Here is a 25,916-nt window from a genome sequence, read left to right on the forward strand (position 1 = left end):
ACTTTAGGAGTTGGTTAGTTGAGTCGTCGCTAATGCAGTTAAAGCAGTTCCTGTCACTCGGCAAATACGCCAGTCGGGTAGGATGTTGGCACCAATGCGTTGGTAAAAGTCGATCGCGGGTTGATTCCAATCCAAAACACTCCACTCCAGGCGACCACAGGCTTCAGCCACAGCACGTTCTGCCAGACACGCTAGTAACCGTGTGGCAATACCCTGACGGCGATGTGCTGGTAACACAAACAGATCTTCCAGATAAATGCCCGGTTTGGTTAAGAAGGTGGAATAAGTATAGAAAAACAGAATATAGCCGACGATCTGGTTGTCCACTTCAGCCACGATCGCGTGAGCAAAGGCACGATCTCCAAACAAATGTTGATGCAGTAATTCGGGATTTCCCGTGACCGTGTGAGATAGGTTTTCATACTCTGCCAGCGCTTGAATTAACTGGAATAAAGCTGGAATATCCTCTGGGATTGCTGAACGAACGATCGCTGTATTAGGCATAATTAAAAAATTGGTTTATGCTCCATTCAGAAGTCCTATAGCTTTTATCCCTGCTTGATCTGCTGTAACCAATTCTCTACATCATTAGGATTAGAAAAATCTAGCAATGCCTCGACTAAATCTTTTAGTTTAAGTAAAGCTAATTGCTGTAATTGGGTTGCCATTTCAGATGGAATTTCTCCAATTCGACGGTTCAACAATCGCATAATTAAGGATAGAGCCTCTTCTTGCCTTCCAACTTGTTTTCCCTCGTGTAACCCCTGCTGTAACCCTTCTTCCATCCAGCTTGTAACAATTTGCATAATTACCTCTTTTGTGTCTGCTTCCATCCTATCAATCTCTGCTTGAAGTAAGCGATTTTCGGCTTGGTTTAAGCGGAGATAGGTGTCAACGAATCCAGAAATTAATTGCATTTTGGCACGATCGAGCCGTAGGGTTGCTAATAGCCGTAAACATTCGCACTTAACCCGTAGCCGATCTGCCTCCACAATATTCATTTTTGCCATTAAAGCTGCGGCTACTGGATTCTGATATTGTAGAAAATCCCGCCAATTGAGTTGATTTAACTGAATAACTTTATAGTGAAAATCGAGAACAATTTGATTTGGGAACTTAATCTGATGAGTATTATTCTGTAAAGTTTTAGGAGAATCGAAGGAGAGTAAGGCAATTGGGTAAATGGGCAAATCATATTTCTCATACAGTCGAGCGAAATAACGAAACATGCGTTTGTCAAAAGCTGATTGATGCTGGGCTTGGTGTTCTAAGTGGATCAAGAAAAAGGAATCCTGATTTTGAACCTTTGCCTTGACGAGTAAATCTGTTTCATACTTTTCTCCAGCCGTCACATCCGTAAAGACTTATTTGTCTAGAAACGTAATTGAATCTAGTTCTAAATACGTCACGATGTCGGGTAGAAATAACTCTAAGAAGTCTGAGAAAAAGGTGGTGAGAAGTTCTTTAAATAAGCGATCGTGATCGATCATAATGCAACAGGTCGTTAAGTCATTAGCCTAGAAATGCCTGTATTGTAGCGGAAGGTGTGAGAGGGCTAACCAGTGAGCAGTGCAGTGGATATCCTAATTTTGTCGAATGGTCCCGGTGAATTGGCGACCTGGGTGAAGCCGGTGGTGCGGGAGTTACGGCGGCAATTAGGAGACGATCGCGCTCAAGTCCGAATTTCAATCATCCTATCACCCTGTGTCAATGCTAGTGGTCAGGAGGCAGTGATCGCCTGTCGTTATCCAGAGGTCGATCGGGTGCAAGCCGCAGAGCATTTCTTCCCATTTTTGCTTTGGGGGAAAACCTCTGACAATTGGGATTGGCGATCGCAGGGCGTAGTGTTATTCCTGGGGGGCGATCAGTTTTTTCCAGTGGTGATCGGGAAAAGACTCGGCTACCGCACCGTGATCTACGCGGAATGGGAAGCCCGTTGGCATCGCTGGATCGATCGCTTCGGCGTGATGAATGCCCAAGTCTGCGATCGCATTCCGCCAAAATTCGCCCCTAAATTTACGATCGTCGGCGACCTGATGGCAGAAGCCGCCTCATCCTCCCCATCTCCCTCACCTGCCCCATCCCCCCATCCCCTAATCGGACTCCTCCCCGGCTCCAAACCCATGAAGCTCTCCCTCGGAGTCCCGTTGTGTCTCGCGATCGCCGAGCAGATTCATCAAACCCATCCAGACATCCGATTTATCATTCCTGTTGCTCCTACGTTAGACCTGCCGGGATTGAGCAAATTTGCGGATCCAGACCAGAATCCGGCGATCGCCCAATTCGGTTGGGGTCAGGCAGAATTAGTCATGCCGCATCAATCTGAAAATCTGCCCTATCTCAAAACACCGAGTGGATTGCAGGTGGAGTTGTGGAAAACGTTTCCTGCCTATGAGGTGTTAGCCCAGTGTGCCTTGTGCTTAACCACGATCGGGGCGAACACCGCCGAATTGGGGGCTTTGGCAATACCTATGATTGTGTTATTACCAACTCAGCAATTAGATATCATGCGAGCCTGGGATGGTTTACCGGGCTTGCTCGTCAATCTCCCTGGAGTCGGCAGTTGGTTTGCCAAACGCATTAATCAGTCCGCCTTGCGCCGCATTGGTCTATTAGCATGGCCGAACATTTGGGCGAAAGCAGAAATTGTGCCGGAATTAGTCGGGCAACTGCAACCCGCAGAGGTAGCGGCTCAAGCATTAGAATTGCTGGCGCATCCAGACCAACTCCAGCAAATGTCCGATCGCCTGCGCCAAGTCCGAGGAGAACCCGGAGCCGCCGCTAAACTAGTTCAAATTGTCAAGGAAGAATTAAAGTCAGCATCAGAGCCTACGTCAGGACGGCGCTAGTATGATATTACCTAATAGCGATCGGGCAATTATTCCTAGAGAAAAGCTAGTTAGCTATTGTCTCAATCCAGACCATCCTGCAGGTAAACATAAGGCTAGAGTTTTTGCATCAGCTCTAGGCATTACCGCAAATAATGTGGAAGATTTGCAAGCGTTAGTGGCGAGAGCCGCAGTTGAGGGAGAGGTGGTTCAGCAGAGCAATACTGAGTTTGGACAGTTGTTTAAAGTTGATTGGATGATTCCTGAACATCAGGATATCATTCTTCGTACTCTTTGGGAAATTACGACTGAAGAGCCAAATCCACGTTTAGTCTCAGCCTTCATCAAATAAAAATATGGCAGTACTTCACCTTCTTGATTCGGTTGCTACTTTGCAGCCCCTATCGATTGAACGACTAAATCTAATTGAGCCAGAATATACCTTGCTTCAGGGGCTACCGAGCGGTCAAGTCGGTACAGTGGTTAGGATTTATGACGGTGACTCACCTCACTATTTGGTAGAATTTGCCGATTTACAGGGGCGTGAGTATGCAATGGCAGTTTTGCAAGCCCATGAGGTTTTGGCACTACATTATGAGGTGAGTGTGGCGAACTAAGTGCAGCTCAACCAACATTAACGATGGATGCTTGCCGTTTAAATTCCCAAGCGTTGATAGACCTGATCGAGATTTCGCAGGTGGTGTTGGGGATCGAAGCAAGCCGCGATCGCGTCGGGAGAGAGCTTTTCTGTTACCCGTGGATCGTTGCTGACTAAAGCCCGGAAATCACCATTGGGAGTATTCCATGCCTGGTGGGCATTCGATTGCACGATCGCATAGGCTTCTTCCCGCTTGCAGCCAGCATCCACCAATGCCAATAGAACTTGCTGACTAAAGACGACACCCCCATAGACATTCATATTCCGGGTCATGTTGTCGGGGTAAACCAGCAGATGCTTCACGAGATCCGTAGTTTCCACCAGCATGAAATGGGTCAAAATGCAGGCATCCGGTAACGCAATCCGTTCCACCGAACTATGGGAAATGTCCCGTTCATGCCAGAGTGCCACATTTTCCAGGGCGGCAACGGCATATCCGCGCACCATGCGAGCCATCCCAGTTAACCGCTCCGATCGAATCGGGTTGCGTTTGTGGGGCATGGCAGAAGACCCTTTTTGTCCTTTCGAGAAAAACTCTTCTACTTCCAGCACATCGGTACGCTGAAGGTTACGAATCTCGACGGCAAAGCGTTCGATCGAGGCAGTCAGCAATGCCAACTGGTTCATGAAGTGGGCATGACGATCGCGGGAGATCACCTGAGTAGATGCACAATCGGGTTTGAGTCCCAACTTCTCGCAGGCTAGCGCTTCGATTTGTGGGTCAACGTTGGCATAAGTCCCGACTGCCCCAGAGATTTTACCCACCGCAATATCTTGATGGAGTTGACACAACCGCTCGCGGTGGCGCATCATTTCTGCCAACCATCCAGCTAACTTGAAGCCAAAGGTAATCGGTTCGGCATGAATCCCATGCGATCGCCCGATCATGACTGTGGTGCGATGCTGTTGGGCTTGATAACGAATCGCCTGAATCAGCGCTTCCACCTGCGTCATAATCACATCCAGGCTGGCTACCATTTGCAGCGCCAGGGCGGTATCGAGCATGTCAGAACTGGTCATGCCGAGGTGAATGTAGCGTCCGGCATCCCCCACATACTCATTCACATTGGTCAAAAAGGCGATCACATCATGTTTGACCTCTTTCTCAATTTCCAGCACTCGCTGGGGGTCAAACTTCGCCTTTGCCTTAATTTCTTCTACTGCTGCCGCCGGAATTCTGCCTAGCTCTGCCTGAGCTTCACAAACGGCAATTTCGACTTGCAGCCAGGTTTTTAGCTTATAGACATCTGTCCACAGTTCGCCCATCTCGGGCAGGGTATAACGCTCTATCAAGGGATCGTCGCGCAGAATACAACCTTTGTATTTTACCGAAGATTTGCAGCATGATTCGATTGACGACAGCGATCGCGCCCAGGACTCTTGATAGAGCCACCAGCCATGAGAAAAAGCCTGATCTGGGATTGACCCTCCCCCACGGCTAGCGGCAATTCAGCTCAGGTAATTAACCAAAGGTACGCCGAACGTGATCGATGATCTGCCGTTTGCGTTGCTCCGAGTTGGTGACGGTTGGGCGTTTCATGAAGTCGCCCGTACTCCGAGCCAGGTGCTCCATAATCCGTTTTTTGCGATCGTCCATAGGTTGAGAGAGTAAACGTGTGCGATCTTGATTTTACAAATCTTCACGAATCCTATCCTCTCTCAGCCGAATGAGCTTTGGGAGCGAACCGCGTTACTCGTTGCTATCAGGTTGCTGGTTGCCCTGAATTTCTGAAACGACTTCATACATATAAGTTTCAGGGGCATGGGCAAAAAGCGGAGCCATTTGTTTCAGAATCGCCTGATACTCGGCGCTCTCATTCGTTGCCATTTGGTCAACGCTCTCCCAAAAGATCACCGAAATCCCCTTGTCTGTACCAGGATCACGTAGTAAGTAAGCACCCCGGAAGCCGTCAGTGTAGGTGGCAACGGCTTGTTCGTAAAGTTGTTGTGCCTGAGCAAATTTACCCGGTTTGAATTCTCCTACAGCAACGTAGGCATACTGGTGTTTGAGGAAATCTTGAAATTCACTCATCCCCTTTCTCCTAACTTGATGGGCGGGTTGTCCATCACTATATCGCTAGTCGCCAGACTCTCTAATAGTCGGAGTATTAAGGATTTCGGTAACTTTGGTAACGACTGCACCAGGCTGACGGCATCTAGACATTTTCAGGTCAGGACACCAGACTGTATGCCCTGACCTCGGGAGAAATGTTGAGAAAATTTAACTCACGATAATTGCTCTCAGTTATTCTTCTTCCTCATCTTCGTAGTCTTCTCTATCCTCATAATCTTCCTCATCTTCCTCATCTTCATAATCTTCTTCATCTTCCTCGTCTTCTAGTTCCTCATCCTCATAATCTTCTTCATCTTCCTCATCTTCCTCATCTTCCTCATCTTCATAATCTTCCTCATCTTCCTCATCTTCATAATCTTCATAATCTTCCTCCTCTTCATAATCTTCTTCGTCTTCCTCCTCCTCGTAATCTTCCTCGTCATTCTCCTCATCATCTTCGTAGTCATCTTCCTCTTTGTAATACCAGGCATCTAAGTCCTCAATCTGATCAACTGGGAGATAGCCACGATCGTCGGTATAAACGTATTCTTCCTCGTAACTAACGGTGTAATCTTCGTCGGCTAAGATGCTGTCGAGGAGGCTGCTTCCCGGTGTTTGTAGCGAATCCACGATCGCCGCGATTGCGTCATCAAATAGGGAGGAGTTATCACCGGCGATATCTTGACTTAAATCGGTTCCTTCGCTGACTCGCCGCACTGTCCAGCAATCGCCATTTAACTCGGGATGGGTCATGTACGCGTAGGGGATATAGCAGTAACCCCGATCGCCCCAATCTTCGCCCCAGGAATTACGGACAATGAACACTTGATCGGGGTCAGAATAGCCCACACAGAGCATGGCATGGCCACCATCATGTTTTTCCCGCTCTGGATCAGGCATCGGCACCAGCCCTTTAGCTCCGGCTTTCTGGAATGAGGAGAATAGCATCAAACCAAAGGCAAACGGATAACCGTCCGCCAGACAACTGCGCATGGCATCCAGAGCCACATCAACACTGGCAGCTTCTTCAATTAAGAAATTTGCCGCTTCGTCGTAGGCATCGCTTCCCGGTTCATCAAACACGCGAGCTAGATCGAACGGCCAGGTCGTTTCTGAGCAAGCGCCATGCTGCTTCAACACTTCGATGCAACTACGGAGGTACGTGCCCTCATCCTGCTCGATCGCGTTATCCAAAGCGCGAGCATTGTAATAGATAAATAGTCGGCTGGTGTCGTCCGCGTAGCCTTTGAGCCGTTTTGCCAGGTATTCGTAAGCACCCGCCATCGCGTTGGCTGTGCAACTGTTGGAGCTACCCTGATTTTCTACGGGGGTCATGTGGGGACGTAGATCCACTTTGGGAGGTAGGCTACCTAAGCGCGATCGATCGACTCCATAGCGTTTGTCACCCTGTTGGCGATGCCCGGGACGATAGCCGCCTAACGTAATTTGTTTTCCAGCCGCATTGATTACAGTTCGCTTCTGGACATTACGATAATGTTTTGACATAAAATTCCTTGGAGAAAGTAAGACGACTCAATGAGTAGCGTTCCCCAAGGACACGACCGCCTAACCGGAATGGACGACCCCTTAAAATCAAACAGCCCGATCGTGGGATCGAGCTGGCGGATCTGGGTAGCTTAGGCTTTATAGACCCAGCTGATCACCCCGGCGGTATTGCAGATAGGCAGCCACAAATAGTCCTGCCAGGGTGACTGGGATTAAGCCCAGAACAATGCCGGAAAGAATGGGTTCAATCACGTGAGGTCTCCTTTAACTTGCCTGTCAGGTGCAATCAATCTAATTCTTATCCCTCATAGTACAAGGTTGAGCGATCGAATACGACCGGCTCTATCAACTCAGGGGGGTGAAATGGAGCAGAAATTGTAGCGGTTTGGCTCCAGCGATTCGGTTACGTAACGCTTACATGATGTTACAAGTTGGGGCTAATCTTTAGGGATGTTTAGGTTTTTGCAAAGTTATCTAAACAAGGATTAAAGTAGAGGAGACTGCCATTCACGATCTATTACGACACTTTCTTAAGCCTGAGCCCGTTTGGATAACCAGATTGTTACAAAAGAGAATTTAGTGCCACGAGTTGCCACGATCGTGATGGCAATTATTGTGGTGCTGCTGTTGCTATTGGCCCTAGGAATGCCTCAACTACGCCGACCCGATCCCTATGTCGAAGCCGTTTTAGCTCTGCAAGGCGATCCGGTGCAAGGTAATGCCATTTTTCAAATGAACTGTGCCGGGTGTCATGGTACGTTTGCCGATGGTCGGGTGGGGCCCAGTTTGCGGAATGTGGGCGATCGCAAATCTAAAGCGAGTTTGATCCAGCAAGTGATTAGCGGACAAACACCTCCGATGCCGCAGTTTCAACCGACGGCTCAGGAAATGGCAGACCTATTAAGCTACCTGGAGAGTCTGTAGTGCCCCTGTTTGTGCCGAGCTTAAAGCGTCATGGACATCTCGATCAGACGCAAATGACGATCGTCAGTGTCGGTTCGCGCAAATTGGATGCGGAGGATGACTTTGGACAGGGAGCCTGGGGTGTGTTTGCGCCCAATCTGGCGATTTATGGATTTGATGCTGATGCTGATGCCTGTGCGGCGGCAAATGCAGAATCAGCGACGCGATCAATTAACTGGACGGAACACCATATTCCCTTAGCATTGGGTCGGGTGATTGGAGAACTGCCACTCTATGTCACTGCCAATCCCATATGCAGTTCGTTGTACCCACCTAATCAGGCATATCTCGCTCGGTTTGCCGGACTGCAAGACATGATGCGTCCTGACTTCACGATCGAACTGGAGGTGACGACGCTGGATCAGGCGTGTCAGGATCAGGGCATTGAGCAGATTGATTTCCTCAAAATTGATGTGCAGGGGGGTGATCTACACGTTTTAGAAGGCGCAACCCAGCAATTAGCTCACAATATTCTGGCGATCCGGGTGGAGGTTGAGTTTTCGCCACTCTATGTCAATCAACCGTTGTTTGCCGATGTAGATGCTTATCTGCGGCAGCAAGGGTTTACTTTATTTGATTTGCAGGGTGGCTATGGCTCACGGGCGAATTTACCAATTCGATCGACGGTACGGGCCGGACAACTCCTGTGGGGCGATGCCCTCTACCTGCGGGATCTGGTGGCAGAGGAGCAAAATTCCGGTTTCAAAACTCCAGAGCATCTGTTAAAGCTAGCTGGCATTGCTGATGTGCTGGATTTCCCAGATTACGCCCTGGAACTTTTAGAGTTACTTACCCTCCGCTTTGGTGACACGCCGAACTATAACGTTGCTAATAGTGTGATCGAAAGTCTGGCACAATTCCCGGATTTAATTCCCAGTGGGTTAAGCTCTCTGGCTGTGATTGAGCGAATTCGTAGCTATGCCAGTGATCCAGTGTTAGAACTGCTAAAGCCGTAATGGGAAGGGCTACCATTCTGGCAAAGAGGACGTACTATTAAGCTACGCTTTCTGTCCTAAATTTCTCTCACTGGGATTTGGATTAGTAAGTGGTTGATGGAGTAAGTTTGCTGCTCAGTGGGCAGATTTTTTCCCTGCGTCTAGTGACTCGGTATGGTGAAAAATCAGTTTCTTCTCGGCTCGATCGCCTTTGGTGTAAGCCTGGGCATTTGTCTACTCATTAGTCCTGATGTTGTCCGAGCCTTTGTCACAGGGTTAATTACCGTAGCGGCAACGTATATCGCGGTCGCGATCGTCACCTGGCAGGAGCAGCAACGCGGTGGTGGCAAGGCTGTGGGGCTAAACCATCAGATCCGAGTGCTATTGCGTCGGCGGGCAGAGTTGCATCAGACAATTGCTGACATGACGGCAGAAAAAGACCGGGTTGCCCAGGCATTAACCGCAATGCAATTGCAACTGCGGCAGCCTCCTACACCTACTGTTCCCACTCCTGCCTTTGCCTCTAGACGGGCAATCAGTTGGGATTTGTCGGCTCCTGTGGAACCGGGAATATTAATTCCGCCATTACCCCAGCTAGAACCAACCTCTGAGCTACCTGAAGCTGAGGTGAATCAAATTCTGGTAGAAGCGGCAGAAAGTCGGCAGAAGATCGAAACCAATTTGCATTGGCTTCAGGGTGAACTAAGTCAACTGAACACCCAGATTGCTGAACAACATCAGACCCGCGATCGCCTGAACCAGGAAATCGCAGCATTGAGCCAGAAGCACCAACAACTGACGCTGGAATCGAAAATTCTCCGAGGCGAAGTTGATGATCTGGAGCGCTGCCGGAAGGAACTGGAACAATATCTGGCCTATGCCGAAGCCAAAAAACGCGAACTGGAAACGGGGGCAAATCCCTTGCAGGGGGCACTGAAACAGTTGCAAACTCAGATCACTGCCTTACAAACTGAATTGGCACAGTTAGAGGATCAGGTAATCAGCCATCGGCGGGAGAAAGAGGCGCTGGAACAGCAGATTGCGGTATTGCAGGCAGAGCAGCTATCAATTGAAGCGGTGCTGGCAACCCAGGAGGTCGATCGCGCCGCTCCCAAGCGTCAGCATCCTTCGGCGATCGCGCCAGACTCTTCAGCAACTCAAGTGGTGCAGTCGTCTTCTGCCAAAAAGCGGGATGGCAATGGGAAATTGGATGCTGCAACTCCGGCTTCCGGGAAGGCGATGGAGTCATCGCAGAGTTCGTCCTCGGGGGCAGTGGCAACGGTTGTCAGTCAACCCGTAACTCAGACAGTGGCTCAGCCCAGTCCGGCTCAGTCCAGTCAGCCCAGCGATCCCTCCAATCAAACCCTGTCGGAAACCTGGACAGAATTTTTGGTGCAGTTGCCGGAGTACGAACTGCAAGTGCTACGCTCCCTAACCCAAGCTGGCAGTGCGGCGGCGGTAATTCGCAAAATTGCCGAAGATAACCTGACCACCCCAGAAAAGTTGGTCGCATCGATTAACGATCGTGCCTGTGACAGGTTGGGTCATGCCATTTTGGAACTGGGGCCGAATGGCAAGCCGCCGACGATCACCCGGGACTATGTGAAAACGGTGAAGAAACTGATTAAAACCTACGATTACTTAACGGAATAGCGTGGTTGCCCTGCCCGGAACAATCGGGGGCAATTGTGCGTGTAATAGATAGGCTCCCTTCAAGTAGTCGTTGATTCAATCAGGGATAGCGTCAGAGTGCTCCGAACGCTTGCACTCAATTACGGCAGCAGGTTTGCACTACCGGTCGGGTCATTAGTCATGTGAGCTAGTGACTGGAATCTCCCCCATTTTCCCCTGGCAGCCCTGGTCATTCCTTGATCCTGGGATTGCTCGCTTTTTGCTGCTCAGAGTATAACGATTAATCGAGTTTTGTATCTTTTTGTAAAGGAGTCAGCCATTATGGTGAGCCTGTGCAGAATGAAGGTGCGAAATTATCGACTCTAGCTGGTTTATGGGGGCAAACGTACATGACAACCATCCTTTATTAAATCCCCACCTCACAACCTTGGACGCTTCATTGACTGTGACAAAATCGGTGACCCTAATGCGGTTGTATGGACTAGCCATGTTTGCCCTAGCAGCGATCGTCGCTGGTGATCTCTATCATCCTGCCAGTGCCACCTCGGTTGCGGTGTCGGATGATTCACGCTGGCTGGCTCCGGTGACGCTACCTTCTGCTGTGCCTACGGCTCCGGTGGCTGCGCCAGAAACACTGGTTGCCCAGGAGTTTTCGGCTTCTGTGCCAACAGCATCCGAAGCGTCCCGATCGCCGCAATATTACGAAAACTACCGTCCTGTCGCGGTGCCAGCGACCACAAATCCTGTACCCTCTCCCCAGGCATCTACACAATTGGCGGCTCCAGCGTCGGCATCTCCGATCGCACCGCCAGTCTCTATTTCTGAGCCAACCTGGGTGATCCCAGCCTCTTCTCAGTCTTCTAGTTCTGCCTCGACGGTAGATTCAGACCTACCACCCGCCACGCCGGCTCCGGCTACCGCTACTCCGTCAACGGGTTGGCCAATGCCACCCACAACGCCAACTCCGTCTGGGACTCCGATCGCGCCCGCGCAAGTGGTTGTGCCAACTCCACCCACCCCCACCCCGCCGCCGATCTCGCAGAATCCCAATGAACTTGTGGTGACGGCAACCGATGTCCAGGTGATTGGGGTAGATGCGGAGTTGCAAGAGGTGGTTCGTCGCACGGTGCGTACCCGACCCGGAGGCCCGACGACTCCCAGCCAACAGCAGGCGGATGTGGCAGCGATTTTGGACACGGGATTGTTTGCCAGTGCGAATGTCAGTAGCGTTCCTACGGCGATCGGGGTAGCCGTGACCTATCAGGTGCAGCCGATCGTCGTGCGATCGCTCCAGTTGTCGGGAGCGCAAGTGCTGACTCTAGAAGTGGCTAACCCGATTTTTGCCAATCAAATTAATCAAGCTATTAGTCCCACGGCAATTACGCAGGCGGTTCGCCAAATCAACCAGTGGTATATCACCAATGGCTATAATTTGGCGCGGGTATTATCAGTGGAACCCAATGCCCAGGGGACGCTCACCGTAGAGGTGGCAGAAGGGTATGTCACCGATGTCCAGATTCGGTTTATTAACGCCGAAGGCAGAACCGTCGATGCGAATGGTCAACCAATTCAAGGGCGGACGCAACCGGGGTTTGTGCGAGATCAGATCAAATTACAGCCCGGACAGGTGTTTCAAGAGTCCGTGGTGGCAGATGACATTCGACGCTTGTATGGTCTAGGAATTTTCGATCGCGTCAATGTTGGGTTTGAAGGGGATGCTCGTCAGACGGTAGTAGTCTATAACCTGGTGGAAGGCAAATCTCGCGGGTTTAACTTTGGTGGCGGCTACAACGAGGATGTCGGGATCTACGGCACGATCACCTATAACGATCGCAACTTTAGCGGTTTAGGGCAACAACTCGGTGGAACGGTGCAGATTAGCGGTCGAGATGTCCTGTTTGAAGGTAACTTCCGCAGCCCGTATCGCGAATCTACGCCAGACACCCCAGGCTATGGAGCGTTCATCTTCCGGCGGCGGGGCTTATCTCGGGTATTTGATGAGGAAATTCGGCTGGAGAATGAGGATAAAGTGCGGGAGCGGCAATTTGGGGGTGGCATCTATGCTGAGAAGCCGATCGGGTCTGAGTGGATGGGCAACCTGGGACTCAACTATACACGCACTCGCATGACCGACGAAGACGGAGATACGGAAAAGCGCGATCAGCAAGGGAATCCTCTGTCATGGAGTGGCAAAGGCTATGATGACCTGACGACGATCTCCTTTGCGGCGGTGCGAGATCGGCGGGATAACCCAATTAATCCCAGTACAGGCTCAGTGCTACGTCTGAGTACGGCACAATCGATTCCGATCGGGACAGGAAGTATTCTCAATAATACGTTGCAAGCCAACTATGCCCAGTTCTTTCCAGTCAACTGGCTAACGACTCCCGAAAGTCGGGCAGAGCGGGGAACACAGCAACCAGAGGTATTCGCCTTCAATGTGCAAAGTGGCACTGTTTTAGGAGATCTGCCACCTTACAATGCCTTTACGTTAGGTGGGGTTGATTCTGTTCGGGGATATGATTCGGGGGATGTTGCCAGTAGCCGCAGTTATTTCTTGCTCTCAGCAGAGTATCGCTTCCCAATCTATAAATTCATTGGTGGGGTGGTATTTGCGGACTTTGGCTCCGATCTGGGTAGTAGTGATGCGGTCTTGGGAGAACCGGGCATCGATCGCGACAAGCCGGGAACAGGTGCGGGATTTGGGGCAGGGCTGCGAGTCAATTCACCGATCGGCATTGTCCGGTTAGATTTTGGTGTGAATGTAGAGGGTGATACGAAACTGCAATTTGGTTTGGGGCAGAAGTTCTAGCAACAGGAGAGAGAGGTGAATGATTCCCATTGGAATTGCGGTATTCTCGATGCTCCGAAGGCGGTAAGCTTTTGCTGACACCTTCATTCATCATGGTTGCGAAAAGTTAGCATGACGGCATCCGAAGCATCTTGCATGGTCTGTGATCAAATTAGTCTGTGGCGGAACGGTCAGAATCCCTACTTCATTCATGAGTTTGAACACTCAATCTTTGTAGTCGGCTTCCATCAATTTCATCCCGGCTACTCCCTGCTGTTACTCAAAGAGCATGTCCGCGAGTTACATGAACTGGATCCGGCGGTGCAACAGGGGCTATTTGCGGAATTAATCCTGGCAACTCAGGCGATCGTCGATACCTTTCAGCCCTGGAAAATGAATCATGCCTGCTACGGCAACCTTGATCCCCATGTCCACTGGCATCTTTTTCCCCGGTACGAATCCGATCCAGAACGCCACAAGCATCCCTGGATTCACTCGCCAGAATTCAAACGCCATGCGATCGATCTGCCGACGACAAAAGAATTACGCCACCGGATCAAAACCCATCTCGATAAACGGTTGTAACTAACGGTTGTAGACAATAAATCCGGCGATCGCATCGAGTAGGGCTTCCGGTTCATCGGCGCGGATGGCATGACCGCTCTGCTCAAAAATTCGTAGATCTGCGTTGGGAATCAGGCGAGCAATTTCCTCCGAAAATTCGGGTGGACAAATCCAATCATGCCGAGCACCGATCACCAGGGTGGGAGCGGTAATCTTAGGTAGCTGCTCCCGCACATCATAGGAACGCAGAAAGTCGCCAAACGCTAGATTGATCGCATCAGGAGACAGAATCGCCCGATCCCAACTTTTGGGCGGGGGACTATCCGGTTCGGCGGTGATGGAGTACAACGTCCGAGTAATGTGGAAATACTCTTTCAGTTGCGCTTCTGATTCAAAATTGCCATCCCATAGGCGCTGGGCGATCGCTTTTTGTTCGTCAGTTCCCCGTTCTGCCAGAATCTCTTTGGCGCGGTCTAAAAACCGGGAATCGGGAACCGTGACGATCGCGATTAAATGCGACACGCGATCGGGATACCGACTGGCATAGGTGAGGGCAACCATGCCCCCGTAGGACGCGCCAATCACGACAATTTTTTCCAAGCCTAAATACTCCCGCAAGGCTTCCATGTCTTCCACGTTGTTTTCTAACGTGTAGCTGGCTTGATCACCCCGCGCCGATCGCCCCTGTCCCCGATGGTCAAAATACACCAGTTGCATTTTTTTGCTCAGCGGCGAAAAGGTGGGTTTAAATCCGGTATGGTCGGCACCCGGGCCACCATGCACTAGAAATGCCATCGGTTTCTCGCGCATTCGGGAGCCATCTGGCACCAACCCAGAGCCTTCAATATCAAAGTAAATTTCGGTGTCGCGGATTTTGGCTCGCATAACGATCGCTCAGGTCTGAAAGGGCTGGTCTGTTTGTGTTGACCATCTTACTGGTAGAGCGACGGTTTGATTGCGATCAGGTGGCTGACATCTGGGCGATCGCTGGAAGTCGAATGTATAGCGGAAGTTCAGAAAGCTTTAAATAACGTAGCGATTAATTCAATAAAAACAAACTCTGGCAGGGAACTATAGAGGCAAACCATACACTGGGATATAGACCGACTAGAGGGTGAGCAAACCTCAGTTGATTAATTTTTACTCTCTCCAGCCGTTAGAGGTATTGAGCAATATGGAAGCCCGTTATCTACTCAAATCCTATGAGGCAGGTAACCGAGATTTTGCCGGAGTTGATTTAAGGGGTGCCGATCTCGGCGGCATGACGTTAGTCGATATCAATCTAGAAGGGGCGAACCTGACAGGTGCCAACTTGAGTCGGGCATTTTTGACCAAAGCCAACTTAAGTGGGGCGTTCCTCAACTGGGCGGATTTGCGTTTTACCAAATTGAGTGAAGGGTGCTTGATTGACGCTGACCTGACCAAAGCCAACTTACATGGGGCGTTTATGGTCAAGGCAGATTTGTCTAAAGCGAAATTAAGTGGGGCGAACGTCAGCCATGTGAATTTGCGGGGGGCTTGCCTGAAGCGGGCGAATCTATGTGGAGCCACAATGCAGGGAGTAAATCTGCGGAGTGCCCTGCTGACTGGGGCAAATCTCAATTGGGCGAATTTGCGCGGCGCTCGGTTAAGTGGAGCCATTTTGCAGGGAGCCTTTTTGAATGGGGTGAACTTAGCCGAGGCATTCCTAAACGGGGTCGATTTACATGAGATTGATCTGACTGGAGTAGATATGACGGCGGCAAAGTTGAATGGCAGCAATTTACAGGCTGCCCACCTTGCCACCAGCAACTTAAAGGAAGCGAAACTCCGGGGCGCAAACTTGGCTGGAGCTGACCTAACAGGTGCCAATTTAGAGCAGGCATTCTTAGGCAGCGCCAATTTGAAATGGACGAATCTGAGTGGGGCGAATCTGCGGCGATCGGATTTGCGGGATGCCAGTGTTCTGGGAGTCAAGATTGAAGGGGCGGAATTACAGGGGATTGTGTTGCCGGAAGTGACTCGCCGTTATTTATGCTTGATGACTACCGGTGATTCGTTATGGGCACATAAAGCTCGGAAAGCGCTACACTGTGGTCTGGAAAAGCCGTCGGCTGTAGCTACGCCTGCATTGAATGTACCCATGAATGGTTCGTTAGTCGCGACCTGATCCGTTCTGCTTGCCGCCTGCCATCAGTAGCCCGATCGTCTCCCGGTTTGCCTGAGCCGCGTCGAGAACTTCTACAAATTGTCCGGCATACATGACAGCAATGCGATCGCTCATCGCCAGCACTTCTTCCAACTCGGTGGAAATATACAGAATGGCGGTGCCGCGATTCCGTTCGGCTAATAAGGCTTGCTGGACATATTCCGTTGCCCCCACATCCAAGCCACGAGTCGGTTGCATAGCAATAATTAATCCCGGTTCGCCGGATAGCTCTCGCGCCAATACCACCTTTTGTTGATTGCCCCCCGATAGCTGGCTAACTTTGAGGGTGCCGCTAGTGGCTCGGATATCGAATGCCTGGATTGCCCAGTTGGTATGGGTGTTAATTGCCGATCGCTGTAAGACCCAATGCCGACAGAAGGGTAAACGGTTAAAGGCTTTTAGAATTAGATTCCGGGCAATACTGAATGGCAAAATTAGCCCCATTTTTTGCCGATCTTCGGGAATGTAACCGAGTTTGAGGGGGTGACGGTTGCTAGCGTTGGCGGTAATCTCCTGTCCCTGGTAGGCGATCGTTCCATCGGTAATCGGTCGCAGTCCGGCGATCGCGTCTGCCAGTTCCCGTTGTCCGTTACCATCTACGCCAGCAATGCCCAGAATTTCCCCGGCTCGCAGTTGGAAAGATACGCCCTGGACAGCAGGTAAGGCGCGATCGTCCCGGACATGCAAATGATTGACATTAAGGACGATCGTGTCATTAGTCTGAACGGGCTTCTCAAGTTGAAAATTAATCTCTCGCCCTACCATCAATTCTGCCAGAGCTTTAGGAGTGGTGTTCGCTGTGGTGGTACTGGCAACCACCTGTCCCCGCCGTAACACCGTCACCGTATCGCAGAGATTGATCACCTCATCTAATTTGTGACTAATGAAAATAATCGTGTGCTGATTAGCGGCTAATTGCCGTAACACTGTAAAAAAGGTGGCAATTTCCGGCGGCGTTAAGACGGCGGTGGGTTCATCCAAAATCAGGAGTTTGGCTTGCCGATACAGGGCTTTGAGGATTTCCACCCGTTGCTGTGCGCCGATCGGCAGATCGCTGACTTTGGCAAAGGGATCGATCGGTAAGCCATAAGATTCAGCCAGTGCTGCGAGTTCTGCGGCTCGTTGCTTCAGATTCAAGCCCAACGAGAATTTTGTTCCCAGGATAAGATTCTCCACCACCGAAAGCTGGGGAACTAGCATAAAGTGCTGATGGATCATGCCAATGCCCTGGGCGATCGCGGCACTGGGGGAATCAATCTGTACTGGTTGCTGGTTGAGGTAAATCTGGCCGGCATCGGGGCGGTACAGTCCACACAGGATATTCATCAAGGTGGTTTTTCCGGCTCCGTTTTCACCCAAGACCGCATGGATAGAACCAGATTTGACCTCCAGACTAATCTGATCATTGGCAACAAACCTGCCAAATCGTTTGGTAATTCCCTCTAACCGTAGCTCGGTCACGCCGCTCCTTTGACACAACGAGTGGGTTTTCCACCTTCGGTGCAGGTTTCAAAGGTCAGTTGATCTGCCACGATCGCGTCTGAGGTTCGTTTGACTTGATCCTGTAAAGCTTGGGGAACCGCAGCATTGAATTTGCCCAGATATAAAATGGTGGGTTCCTTCAAACCCAGGGAATACACTTCGCCTTTGAGATTATTGTTTTGGGCAAGTTCGGCTAATTTAGCGATCGCTAAATCAATCCGTTTGACTGCACTGGTTAGAACCGCTTTGGGAGCTACATCGAGTTGGTCAGCCGTATTACCAAACGCATAGATACCGCGATCGGCAGCCGCTTGTAAGACGGTCGGAGCGGCATTATCCAGCCATTGATAAATCACATCGGCTCCAGTGGAAATCAGGGCTTCGGCGGCTTCCTTGGCTTTAGCGGCATCATTCCAGTCTCCGGTAAAGCTGGAACTGACCTGAATACTGGGATCAATGGATTTTGCCCCGAGTTCAAAGCCACGTAATTCTTCCTGTGTTGCCTGGAACTCTTGCCCTGCCAGGTATGCCAGCCGTTTCGATTGGCTCATTTCGGCGGCAATCATCCCGCACAAGTAGCTAGCTTGCAGATGATCAATGCGGAGTGAGGCAATATTGGTGCCCGAGGCCGCACCATTTACGCCAATAAAGAAGGATTGCGGGAACTGAGGGGCAACCTGTTGAATCGCGGCATCGAACTGCCCCCCGTGGGCATAAATCAGATTAAATCCGCGTCGGGCAAAGTCCGACAAAACTTCTACTTGCTCTGCCTGCCCCACTTTTTCCACATAGGCGGTTTCTGCCCCAAGTTGGGCTTTGATTGCTTCCAGTCCGGCATACCCTGCCTGATTCCAGGCTTGGTCGGTAATGACACCGGGGAGAACGATCGCCGCCTTTAAGCCACTGTTAGCCGCCGGACTGTCTACGGGACTGTCTACGGTCATGTTGATGCCACACCCTTTCAGCAGCAGGGCTCCAACTCCTGCTACGGCTCCATCCATCAAAAATTGCCGCCGACTGTAGCGCTTACCCATGAGTGAGCTATCCCCTCATTAACATCAGTTGCTAAAAAATTATTCAATAGAATTCTAAGCAGAATACCGTAATTAATAGAATTATTCGTTTAGATCACGATCGCGCTGGATGGAAAATGGCTGGTCTGCGGGACAACTCTGCGGCAGTAGTTGCCCTTGTCTACGATCGCGATCCTATGATTACCTTTTACACTGTGAATGAGCGAATTAGGAATAATTGGCAATATGGTACTCACTCCTTCCACAATGTTGGCATTAGGGACACCTGCTCCAGCGTTTGCTTTGCCAGATGTGGTATCTGGACAGACTATTTCCCTAACCACCTTTGCCGATCACACCGCCTTCCTGGTGATGTTTATCTGTCAGCATTGTCCCTACGTGAAGCACATACAGGCAGAACTTGCCAAGCTGGGGCAAGACTATCATGACCAGAGCCTGGGAATTGTTGCCATTAGTGCTAACGATGTCGCGAATTATCCTAATGATGCTCCGCCTTACTTGAAGGAGATGGCGCAGTCCTTGGGGTTCACCTTTCCCTTCTGTTACGACGAAACGCAGGACGTGGCTAAAACTTATACGGCGGCTTGCACTCCGGACTTTTTCTTGTTCGATCGCGATCGGCGGTTAGTCTATCGCGGGCAACTGGATGATAGTCGTCCGGGCAATGGGTTGCCAGTGACGGGAACTGACTTGAGGGCAGCGATCGATACGGTACTGGCAGGTCAGCCAGTTTCCCCAGAGCAAAAGCCGAGTATTGGCTGCAATATTAAATGGAAACCGGGTAACGCTCCCAGCTATTAACATTTAGGTGAACCCAGGCAACCTGGTGTCAATGCCCCCTTATCTTCCAACCTCATGCTGAATCACTTACCCCATGATGCCCAAACCCCGGCATGGCGACAGATGTTCCAATGGATTGTCAATCCCTTTGCCCTGATGGAATCCTCTGCCCAACGCTACGGTGACCTATTCACCCTACCTGTAGGCGACAAACTGGCTCCTATCGTCTTTATTCATAGTCCTCATCTGTTGCAAGAGGTACTGGCAGATAGCAAAGAGTACGAAACCCCTGGCGATCGCAATCAGATTTTTGAGCCAATGCTCGGCCCATCCTCAGTCATCTGTCTAAGTGGTGGCGCTCACAGACGACAGCGACAATTATTGTTACCCCCGTTTCATGGCGAACGGATGCGGAACTATGGGCAGACGATTTGGGAGATTACGGGGCAGGTGATCGATCGCTGGCAGGTGAACCAACCCTTTTCGGTGCGATCGTTCATGCAAGCCATTTCAATGCGGGTGATTCTCCGAACCGTGTTTGGGGTAGATGAAGGAGAACGGATGCAGCAGTTAGAGTATTGGCTTGGTGCTATGTTGGATAGCATTACTGAGCCAGCCAGTGTTGCCATGCTCTACTTTCCAGGGTTCCGGTGGGATCTGGGTCGGTTTAGTCCCTGGGGCAGATTTCTCTACCAACGGCAGCAAGTTGATCAGTTGATTTACCGCGAAATCCAAGAACGGCGGCAGGCTTCTAATCCCGATCGCACGAATATTCTGTCTTTGCTGATGTCTGCCTGTGATGAGGTGGGACAACCCATGACCGATGAGGAGTTACGGGATGAGCTAATGACTCTGCTCATTGCCGGCCATGAAACCACGGCAACGGCATTAACCTGGGCACTTTATTGGCTACATGCCCTCCCTGAGGTGAAGGAAAAGGCACTCCGGGAACTCGATAGTTTAGGGGATGAGATGACCCCCGGCACAGTCACTCGCTTGCCCTATCTCGCGGCAATTTGCTCAGAAACTCTGCGGATTTATCCCGTCGGCATGTTGGCGTTCCCCCGTGTGCCCAAAACAGCGCGGAAACTCATGGGCTATGAGATTGAGGCAGGCACAGATGTCGTCGGCTGTATTTATTTGTTGCATCAGCGACCAGATCTGTATCCAGAACCGAAGCAGTTTAAGCCAGAGCGGTTTTTACTCCGACAATTTTCGCCTTACGAATACATGCCATTTGGGACGGGAGGACGACGCTGTATCGGCATGGCATTTGCTCTCTATGAGATGCAGTTAGTCTTAGCCCGCATTCTGTCTGAAGTCGAACTACAACTGCTCAACGATCGCCCTGTGAAACCCCAGCGACGAGGGCTTACCTCCGGAGCGGGGGATGTCCGGTTGATGGTGCTGGGCCATCGTGCCCTATCCGATCGGGCGTTAGAGTCGATCGCTTAACATCACCGTCTCTGCCAGAAATATATCAGTGGAATAGCTCAGGTAGACCAATCCATCGGCATCTGCCCAGTGTTGATACAGTTGGCGGAGGTCAGCCACCAGTTGGTCATAGGCGGTTCCCTCATGGGGCAGGTAGGACGTACTTTGTGCTCGACCCAGTAATCCTGTCCAATCCACTGCCTGTTGATGGTGGCAGGTTGTTTGCCGTACCTGGGTAAATAATGGACTGTGGGTTAACTGATCGCAGGTTTGGGTCAGATCCCGGAGTTGCTCGGCTGGGTGATGCCCCGAGGCAGCTTGGATTAATTGGCTGTAACTGGCTGTAAAACCATCATCCCGATCGCGGTTGTTCCAGACTAAGGCTAACCGACCCCCCGGTTTGAGGAGGCGGTGAAATTCCGGCAGGCTGCGATCGGCATCAAACCAGTGAAAGGCTTGAAAGCAGGTAACTAAATCCATGCTGCGATCGGGTAAGCCTGTCTCTTCAGCCGTTGCCGTTTGAAACGTCACCTGGGGATGGGGGGTAGCCGCTTGCTGCATAGCTTGATTCGGCTCCACTGCCCACACCTGGACTCCCTGATCCGCGAGTAATCGTGAGGAAATGCCTGTTCCAGCCCCAATATCGGCAGCAATCAGCCGATGGGGAGCACCTAATTCAGCCAGAATTGTCGCGATCGCCGCCTCTGGATAACTGGGGCGATATTTAGCATAGGCATCTGCTCGATTAGAAAATCGGGTTAAAGGTTGCAAGGTATGTAAAGGAATTGCTTCGTTCTGACTCATGGTGGATACACTGAACACGGCAAAACATGCTAGTTACATATTCAAGTAAAAAATAATGCTTTCCTGACTTGGATCCCAGAGGGGTGTCCGTAGGTTACATATTTGACAATCACCCTTTGGTAGGATTTTCAAGTTTCCAAATTGTGTTGTTTGTGGTGTGAGGAACGGATGGTAAGGATGATGGCAACGGTTCAATCAACAATCTCCCAACGGTTATGGCTGTCTCTACTAACAGTATTTGCAGTGATGGGACTATCGCCTCAGGCGCAGGCGGTGGAGTCTGGTAGGGCGATCGTGTCAACCCCATCCCTTTCTACAGTAACTTCCGAGGTAGCAGAGCCGAGCACGATCGTGGCGCAAGCCCGTCCCCTAGAGGTGATGGAGGCAATACCCAGTGTAAGCAGTTTAGCGGCTACGCCTGAGGCACTGCCAACCGAGGGCATGGAACAGGTGACTTCGGTCTCTCAGTTGACGGATGTACGACCCACGGATTGGGCATTTCAGGCGTTACAATCCCTGGTCGAACGCTATGGCTGTATTGTGGGCTATCCCGATCGCACCTATCGGGGCAACCGCGCCATGACTCGGTATGAATTTGCGGCGGGCTTAAATGCCTGTATGGATAAAATCCAGGAACTAATTGCCGGGGCAACGGGTGATCTGGTCAGGAAGGAAGATTTGCTGGCACTGCAACGGTTGCAAGAGGAATTTGCGGCAGAACTGGCGACTCTGCGAGGACGGGTTGATAGTTTGGATGTCCGCACCGCGACTTTGGAAAAACAACAATTTTCGACCACAACCAAACTGAATGGGTTGGCGTGGATGAATTTGACTGGAGCCGGAGCCGGAGATGATGTCAACTATGAAGGGATTCCGGGCGTACCACCGGATGTCCGATTTGCGGCAGCCCGTTCCGGCGGGGATCCGATCGTGCTGAGGTCCGGTGCGCCCCAAACGACCCTAAGCTTTTTAACCTGGTTGACTCTCAATACGTCGTTTACAGGTCGGGATTTATTGGTGACGACTCTGGCAGCGGGTAATGGGATTTCGCCTGCCAACCAGTATGCCTCGGCGGGCTTTTTTAATTCCTTTGGATCCCCCTTTACCGACCAATCGGCGAATAGCATTAATGGGGATACGACGGTAATCATTCGCGATTTCTTCTACCAGTTTCCAGTGAATGACTCCCTCAAAGTCGCCGTAGGGCCCCGGATCAACTGGTATCGCCATTTTGACTTTAACCGCTTTACCTTCTTCCTGACGGGAGCGGGTAGCTTTGACTCGATCGGCAGTACACAGTCCAATGCGATCGATCGGGGTTCCGGTGCGGTCGTGGAATGGACTCCCAGTAGTCAGTTTCGGATTGCGGCGGGTTATCTGGGTGAGAACACCGAATTTCTACCCAATGTGCCGGGGTTAGGCTTTAATACCTCCAGTGATCCCAACTTTGGCTTATTTGGTGGCAGCAATACCTCTACCTTTGAAGTCACCTATTCGCCTACCAGTACCATTAATCTCCGCTTTTTATATAACTACTCCCGCTTACAGGCCGTTGGCGGGCAAGTGGGCAATGCAGTCGGAGAACCGCTCCCCTATGGGTTCGTGGATGCTGGACCGGGTTTTTCCGAACTGCTCCCAGACGGCAGTGTAGCGCCTGGTGGCTTGAAGTATGCCTTTGCTCACCATCTTGCCTTTAACTTTGATTGGCTGATTACTCCAGGTTTCGGCATCTTTGGGCGCTACGGCTATGCCACTACCACCCTGAAGCCGATCAATAAAGCTATCAATGTGCAATCCTTCCAGGTGGGTTTAGGTTTCCCGGATTTGGGTAAGCGGGGGGCACTGGCGACCCTTACCTTCTTGATGCCAATGGATATCCTGCATGGCAAACGCTACTTTGCCTCTGGGGCCGGGGATGGCGGCACGATGTACGAGTTAGAAGCGTCCTATTATTACCCTGTGACTGACAATATCGCGATCGTGCCATCGGTCTACGCGATCTTTAATGCCAATAATTTTAATGACAATCCCACAATCTTTGTGGGGAATATTCGCGGTCAGTTCAGCTTCTAAGGGATGGGATTTGGCGTGGAGCGGCGTTGAAAATCGGCGGTATCCAGTTCAACTCCCGCTCCCCGATCCAATACCTCAATATCCCACTGTCCCCGACTACCTGTTTCGTAAACAATGTAGCGACCATCAGGGCTAATACTGGGGTTGCGGATCCAGCCCCGGTAGCCGATCGACAAAACTTGGGGCTGTTGAGTCGCCCGATCGTAAAGTTCAATTTCGGGTCGAGCGCTATCACTGGCTAAATAAACAATGTAGCGTCCGGTATAGCTGAGGCTGGGAGATTCCGCGATCGCATCCCGGCGATTTAACCGGGGTAAATTCACAAATCGCTGCATCCTCAGGTCATATAAGAAGATGCCCCGTCCCCCATCCCGATTCGATACAAACGCCAGATACCGACCATCCCCACTCAAAGCAGGCTGTTCATCATTAAAGCGGCTGTTCAGTTCCGAGGGACCCATCGGTACCGTCGGTTGTGTACATGCCGCTAAGGTGATGGTAATTCCTAGAGAAAGCCAACCCAGCCTATGACCAGTTATCTTCCTCGTCATCGTTTTCAATCGGGCGATAATCAACATACTCGGAAGATGGCGGTTCAACATTCCGTTCGCGGGAGCGCAGATCATCATCCGAGGGGCGAGGTCGCCTGGGGCGGGTACTTGCTGAACCACCCGATCGGGGAGGGGGGTTGGAACTCCGGCTGCGATAGGGTTTGTCGTCGCTCTCTAACCCAATGTCATCAACCATGCCATCCCCCGGACGGGGACGACGTTTACGAGTGCGATCGCTGCCATAGCGATCGTCTACGCTAGTCCGGCTACTTGGGCGGCGAGAGGCGGTATCGTCATACTCATCCCGGCTCGCTCGACTATCTCGGGTACCCCGAATCCGCCGTGGTCGCTCGTCGTAGGGCATCAGGTCATCTAATTCGGCACGAACGCTATAGCGCTGACTCACAGGGCGCTCATCATCCACGATCGGGGCATTCCGTTTGGCTTGCTCGGTCGTAATGCCGCGCATCCGAATGCTTTCAACGGCGAAGAAGACGGCGGAACCTGCCAGGAGAAACTGCCCAAACTGAAGAATGGGGTCTTGTCGCCAACCCTGGAAGAACAGAATCCCACCGCACAGCAACGCAACTGCCGCAAAAAAAATGTCGTGGTCACGCGCTAGTTTCGGGCGCATCGATCGCAGGAAATAGAGGGCGGCTCCGGCGGCTGCCAGGGCAATGCCTACAAAGCTACTCCAGTTTAGTCCGACGTTTACCATCGCCAATCGCTTTAACAGTACATTCTATGTTAACCAGTTACGCCCAAAATCTCCACCAGCGAACTGGCGTTCCGGAGGCAGTTGGGCAAACTTCCCAAAGTCATCAATTCGTTTGGATATGAAAAAACCTTAGGTGATCGCTCAAATGTTGCCGGAACTCATCCTGCCCTTGAGCTGACCTAAGGTAATGGTGATAGTCGAAAAATACGGCAAGGGGATCTCTGTCGGAACAGCGACCCCCAGGTAAACAAGTGAACAATGGACTATGAACGTTGAATCTTATCTTTTTGGCTAATAAAGATGAGTGCAGCCGTGAGCGGAATCACGACGATAATCGCACCCCAAACCAGGCTGAGTAGGAAATTTGCCAGAGAAGGAGTCATGAGCCCTTGTGCCTCGCTTACAACAAATTGTTTTTCATAATTTTAACGGTCTGTCACACCATTGAGAAGCAGATCGCTGAATTTTGCTGAAGGAAGGCTGAAGGAAGGCATCAGATTCGGAGGTTACTGAAATGCGGTTAGTGCATAAAGGCAGCGAGGTTCAGCTTACCTCCGCTTCAGGAAAGGGAACCATGCCGCTAAGATAAGGAAAGCAGTAATTTACATCCCTTAATGGGTGTTTCATCGATCGCGTATGACTGAGCTTGAGATCACCTCCTGGGTGTTGGGTGTGCTGTTGGCAGTGATGACCTTCCTATTTATTTTTCGGATTGTGCTCACCTGGTATCCCCAAGCCGACCTGGCTCGCTTCCCGTTTAATCTGGTGGCGATCCCGACGGAACCCTTCCTTGCCCCCTCCCGGAAAATCGTGCCGCCCCTCGGTGGGGTGGATATTACCCCCATTATTTGGGTTGGCATCTTTAGTCTGGTACGGGAAATTCTCCTGGGACAACAAGGACTGTTACGCATGATGATGTGAT

General features: G+C 51.0%; 28 protein-coding genes. 13 read left to right on the forward strand and 15 right to left on the reverse strand.

Annotated elements, in window-relative coordinates:
- Nucleotides 1-3 precede the first annotated feature (3 nt).
- The 3 genes from ACN4EK_RS16570 to ACN4EK_RS16580 are packed head-to-tail and all read right to left on the reverse strand — an operon-like array spanning nucleotide 4 to nucleotide 1,490.
- Complete coding sequence (locus tag ACN4EK_RS16570) at nucleotides 4-504, reverse strand: GNAT family N-acetyltransferase (protein WP_431659133.1); 501 nt, start codon at nucleotides 502-504, stop codon at nucleotides 4-6.
- Nucleotides 505-548: 44 nt separating this feature from the next.
- Nucleotides 549-1,352, reverse strand: a complete 804-nt coding sequence (locus tag ACN4EK_RS16575; RefSeq protein ID WP_431659134.1) for a DUF4351 domain-containing protein — start codon at nucleotides 1,350-1,352, stop codon at nucleotides 549-551.
- 12 nt (nucleotides 1,353-1,364) lie between these two features.
- On the reverse strand, nucleotides 1,365-1,490 hold the full coding sequence (locus ACN4EK_RS16580; RefSeq protein WP_431659135.1) for a hypothetical protein: 126 nt from the start codon (nucleotides 1,488-1,490) through the stop codon (nucleotides 1,365-1,367).
- A 72-nt stretch (nucleotides 1,491-1,562) separates the two neighbouring features.
- Here ACN4EK_RS16580 and ACN4EK_RS16585 point away from each other — a divergent pair, with 72 nt between their 5' ends.
- Genes ACN4EK_RS16585 through ACN4EK_RS16595 form a run of 3 tightly spaced genes read left to right on the forward strand, consistent with a single transcriptional unit; the run spans nucleotide 1,563 to nucleotide 3,445 of the window.
- Nucleotides 1,563-2,849, forward strand: a complete 1,287-nt coding sequence (locus tag ACN4EK_RS16585) for a glycosyltransferase family protein (protein ID WP_431659136.1) — start codon at nucleotides 1,563-1,565, stop codon at nucleotides 2,847-2,849.
- 1 nt (nucleotide 2,850) lies between these two features.
- The gene (locus tag ACN4EK_RS16590) at nucleotides 2,851-3,180 is read left to right on the forward strand and encodes a DUF6883 domain-containing protein (protein ID WP_431659138.1); all 330 of its coding nucleotides are present in this window, start codon (nucleotides 2,851-2,853) and stop codon (nucleotides 3,178-3,180) included.
- A gap of 4 nt (nucleotides 3,181-3,184) precedes the next feature.
- A complete protein-coding gene (locus ACN4EK_RS16595; RefSeq protein ID WP_431659140.1) occupies nucleotides 3,185-3,445 on the forward strand; it encodes a DUF4926 domain-containing protein in 261 nt (86 codons plus the stop codon).
- 38 nt (nucleotides 3,446-3,483) lie between these two features.
- Here ACN4EK_RS16595 and purB read toward each other — a convergent pair whose 3' ends face one another.
- The 5 genes from purB to petG form a co-directional block, all read right to left on the reverse strand.
- Nucleotides 3,484-4,779, reverse strand: a complete 1,296-nt coding sequence (purB, locus tag ACN4EK_RS16600) for an adenylosuccinate lyase (protein WP_431659141.1) — start codon at nucleotides 4,777-4,779, stop codon at nucleotides 3,484-3,486.
- 169 nt (nucleotides 4,780-4,948) lie between these two features.
- A complete protein-coding gene (locus ACN4EK_RS16605; RefSeq protein ID WP_431659142.1) occupies nucleotides 4,949-5,083 on the reverse strand; it encodes a hypothetical protein in 135 nt (44 codons plus the stop codon).
- Nucleotides 5,084-5,176: 93 nt separating this feature from the next.
- Nucleotides 5,177-5,518 (reverse strand): antibiotic biosynthesis monooxygenase family protein, encoded by a 342-nt coding sequence (locus ACN4EK_RS16610; protein ID WP_431659143.1) that lies wholly within the window; start codon nucleotides 5,516-5,518, stop codon nucleotides 5,177-5,179.
- Nucleotides 5,519-5,731: 213 nt separating this feature from the next.
- A complete protein-coding gene (locus ACN4EK_RS16615) occupies nucleotides 5,732-7,045 on the reverse strand; it encodes a C1 family peptidase (protein WP_431659144.1) in 1,314 nt (437 codons plus the stop codon).
- Nucleotides 7,046-7,183: 138 nt separating this feature from the next.
- A complete protein-coding gene (gene petG / locus ACN4EK_RS16620; RefSeq protein WP_431659145.1) occupies nucleotides 7,184-7,297 on the reverse strand; it encodes a cytochrome b6-f complex subunit V in 114 nt (37 codons plus the stop codon).
- A gap of 294 nt (nucleotides 7,298-7,591) precedes the next feature.
- Between petG and ACN4EK_RS16625 the strand changes: the two genes are divergently transcribed.
- The 5 genes from ACN4EK_RS16625 to ACN4EK_RS16645 all read left to right on the forward strand — a co-directional run bounded on the left by ACN4EK_RS16625 (nucleotide 7,592) and on the right by ACN4EK_RS16645 (nucleotide 13,951).
- Nucleotides 7,592-7,969, forward strand: a complete 378-nt coding sequence (locus tag ACN4EK_RS16625; RefSeq protein ID WP_431659146.1) for a c-type cytochrome — start codon at nucleotides 7,592-7,594, stop codon at nucleotides 7,967-7,969.
- Nucleotides 7,969-8,964 carry an FkbM family methyltransferase gene (locus ACN4EK_RS16630; RefSeq protein ID WP_431659148.1) on the forward strand — a complete coding sequence of 332 codons (996 nt, stop codon included), beginning with the start codon at nucleotides 7,969-7,971 and terminating at the stop codon, nucleotides 8,962-8,964. The genes ACN4EK_RS16625 and ACN4EK_RS16630 overlap by 1 nt, the downstream gene beginning before the upstream one ends.
- A 153-nt stretch (nucleotides 8,965-9,117) precedes the next feature.
- A complete protein-coding gene (locus tag ACN4EK_RS16635; RefSeq protein ID WP_431659149.1) occupies nucleotides 9,118-10,596 on the forward strand; it encodes a tellurite resistance TerB C-terminal domain-containing protein in 1,479 nt (492 codons plus the stop codon).
- Nucleotides 10,597-11,020: 424 nt separating this feature from the next.
- Nucleotides 11,021-13,387, forward strand: coding sequence for a BamA/TamA family outer membrane protein (locus tag ACN4EK_RS16640; RefSeq protein WP_431659150.1), 2,367 nt, complete (start codon nucleotides 11,021-11,023; stop codon nucleotides 13,385-13,387).
- A 111-nt stretch (nucleotides 13,388-13,498) separates the two neighbouring features.
- Nucleotides 13,499-13,951, forward strand: coding sequence for an HIT family protein (locus ACN4EK_RS16645; protein ID WP_431659151.1), 453 nt, complete (start codon nucleotides 13,499-13,501; stop codon nucleotides 13,949-13,951).
- On the opposite strand, the gene ACN4EK_RS16650 is transcribed toward ACN4EK_RS16645, so the two are convergent.
- A complete protein-coding gene (locus tag ACN4EK_RS16650; protein ID WP_431659152.1) occupies nucleotides 13,952-14,815 on the reverse strand; it encodes an alpha/beta fold hydrolase in 864 nt (287 codons plus the stop codon). It lies immediately after the preceding gene.
- Between the two features lie 244 nt (nucleotides 14,816-15,059).
- Here ACN4EK_RS16650 and ACN4EK_RS16655 point away from each other — a divergent pair, with 244 nt between their 5' ends.
- A complete protein-coding gene (locus ACN4EK_RS16655) occupies nucleotides 15,060-16,079 on the forward strand; it encodes a pentapeptide repeat-containing protein (RefSeq protein WP_431659153.1) in 1,020 nt (339 codons plus the stop codon).
- On the opposite strand, the gene ACN4EK_RS16660 is transcribed toward ACN4EK_RS16655, so the two are convergent.
- Nucleotides 16,065-17,579, reverse strand: coding sequence for an ABC transporter ATP-binding protein (locus tag ACN4EK_RS16660; RefSeq protein ID WP_431659154.1), 1,515 nt, complete (start codon nucleotides 17,577-17,579; stop codon nucleotides 16,065-16,067). The genes ACN4EK_RS16655 and ACN4EK_RS16660 overlap by 15 nt on opposite strands.
- Nucleotides 17,576-18,634 (reverse strand): BMP family protein, encoded by a 1,059-nt coding sequence (locus tag ACN4EK_RS16665; protein WP_431659155.1) that lies wholly within the window; start codon nucleotides 18,632-18,634, stop codon nucleotides 17,576-17,578. The genes ACN4EK_RS16660 and ACN4EK_RS16665 overlap by 4 nt, the downstream gene beginning before the upstream one ends.
- A gap of 225 nt (nucleotides 18,635-18,859) precedes the next feature.
- Here ACN4EK_RS16665 and ACN4EK_RS16670 point away from each other — a divergent pair, with 225 nt between their 5' ends.
- Nucleotides 18,860-19,435, forward strand: a complete 576-nt coding sequence (locus ACN4EK_RS16670; protein ID WP_431659156.1) for a thioredoxin family protein — start codon at nucleotides 18,860-18,862, stop codon at nucleotides 19,433-19,435.
- A gap of 54 nt (nucleotides 19,436-19,489) precedes the next feature.
- Nucleotides 19,490-20,869, forward strand: coding sequence for a cytochrome P450 (locus ACN4EK_RS16675; RefSeq protein WP_431659157.1), 1,380 nt, complete (start codon nucleotides 19,490-19,492; stop codon nucleotides 20,867-20,869).
- Here ACN4EK_RS16675 and ACN4EK_RS16680 read toward each other — a convergent pair.
- Complete coding sequence (locus tag ACN4EK_RS16680) at nucleotides 20,852-21,652, reverse strand: class I SAM-dependent methyltransferase (RefSeq protein WP_431659158.1); 801 nt, start codon at nucleotides 21,650-21,652, stop codon at nucleotides 20,852-20,854. The genes ACN4EK_RS16675 and ACN4EK_RS16680 overlap by 18 nt on opposite strands.
- 177 nt (nucleotides 21,653-21,829) lie before the next feature.
- Between ACN4EK_RS16680 and ACN4EK_RS16685 the strand changes: the two genes are divergently transcribed.
- The gene (locus ACN4EK_RS16685) at nucleotides 21,830-23,725 is read left to right on the forward strand and encodes an iron uptake porin (protein WP_431659159.1); all 1,896 of its coding nucleotides are present in this window, start codon (nucleotides 21,830-21,832) and stop codon (nucleotides 23,723-23,725) included.
- Here ACN4EK_RS16685 and ACN4EK_RS16690 read toward each other — a convergent pair.
- From ACN4EK_RS16690 to psbX, 3 genes are all read right to left on the reverse strand, one after another.
- Nucleotides 23,722-24,276 carry a TolB family protein gene (locus ACN4EK_RS16690; RefSeq protein WP_431659160.1) on the reverse strand — a complete coding sequence of 185 codons (555 nt, stop codon included), beginning with the start codon at nucleotides 24,274-24,276 and terminating at the stop codon, nucleotides 23,722-23,724. The two genes, ACN4EK_RS16685 and ACN4EK_RS16690, sit on opposite strands and share 4 nt — an antisense overlap.
- Nucleotides 24,251-24,994 carry a Ycf66 family protein gene (locus tag ACN4EK_RS16695; RefSeq protein WP_431659161.1) on the reverse strand — a complete coding sequence of 248 codons (744 nt, stop codon included), beginning with the start codon at nucleotides 24,992-24,994 and terminating at the stop codon, nucleotides 24,251-24,253. Before ACN4EK_RS16695 ends, ACN4EK_RS16690 begins: the two co-directional genes overlap by 26 nt.
- A gap of 263 nt (nucleotides 24,995-25,257) precedes the next feature.
- On the reverse strand, nucleotides 25,258-25,377 hold the full coding sequence (gene psbX / locus ACN4EK_RS16700) for a photosystem II reaction center protein PsbX (protein ID WP_431659162.1): 120 nt from the start codon (nucleotides 25,375-25,377) through the stop codon (nucleotides 25,258-25,260).
- Between the two features lie 253 nt (nucleotides 25,378-25,630).
- Between psbX and ACN4EK_RS16705 the strand changes: the two genes are divergently transcribed.
- A complete protein-coding gene (locus tag ACN4EK_RS16705; protein ID WP_431659163.1) occupies nucleotides 25,631-25,915 on the forward strand; it encodes a YggT family protein in 285 nt (94 codons plus the stop codon).
- Nucleotide 25,916: the final 1 nt, after the last annotated feature.

Origin of the sequence: Pantanalinema rosaneae CENA516, from assembly GCF_050753385.1 — a bacterium.
GTDB classification, from domain to species: domain Bacteria; phylum Cyanobacteriota; class Cyanobacteriia; order Leptolyngbyales; family Leptolyngbyaceae; genus Pantanalinema; species Pantanalinema rosaneae.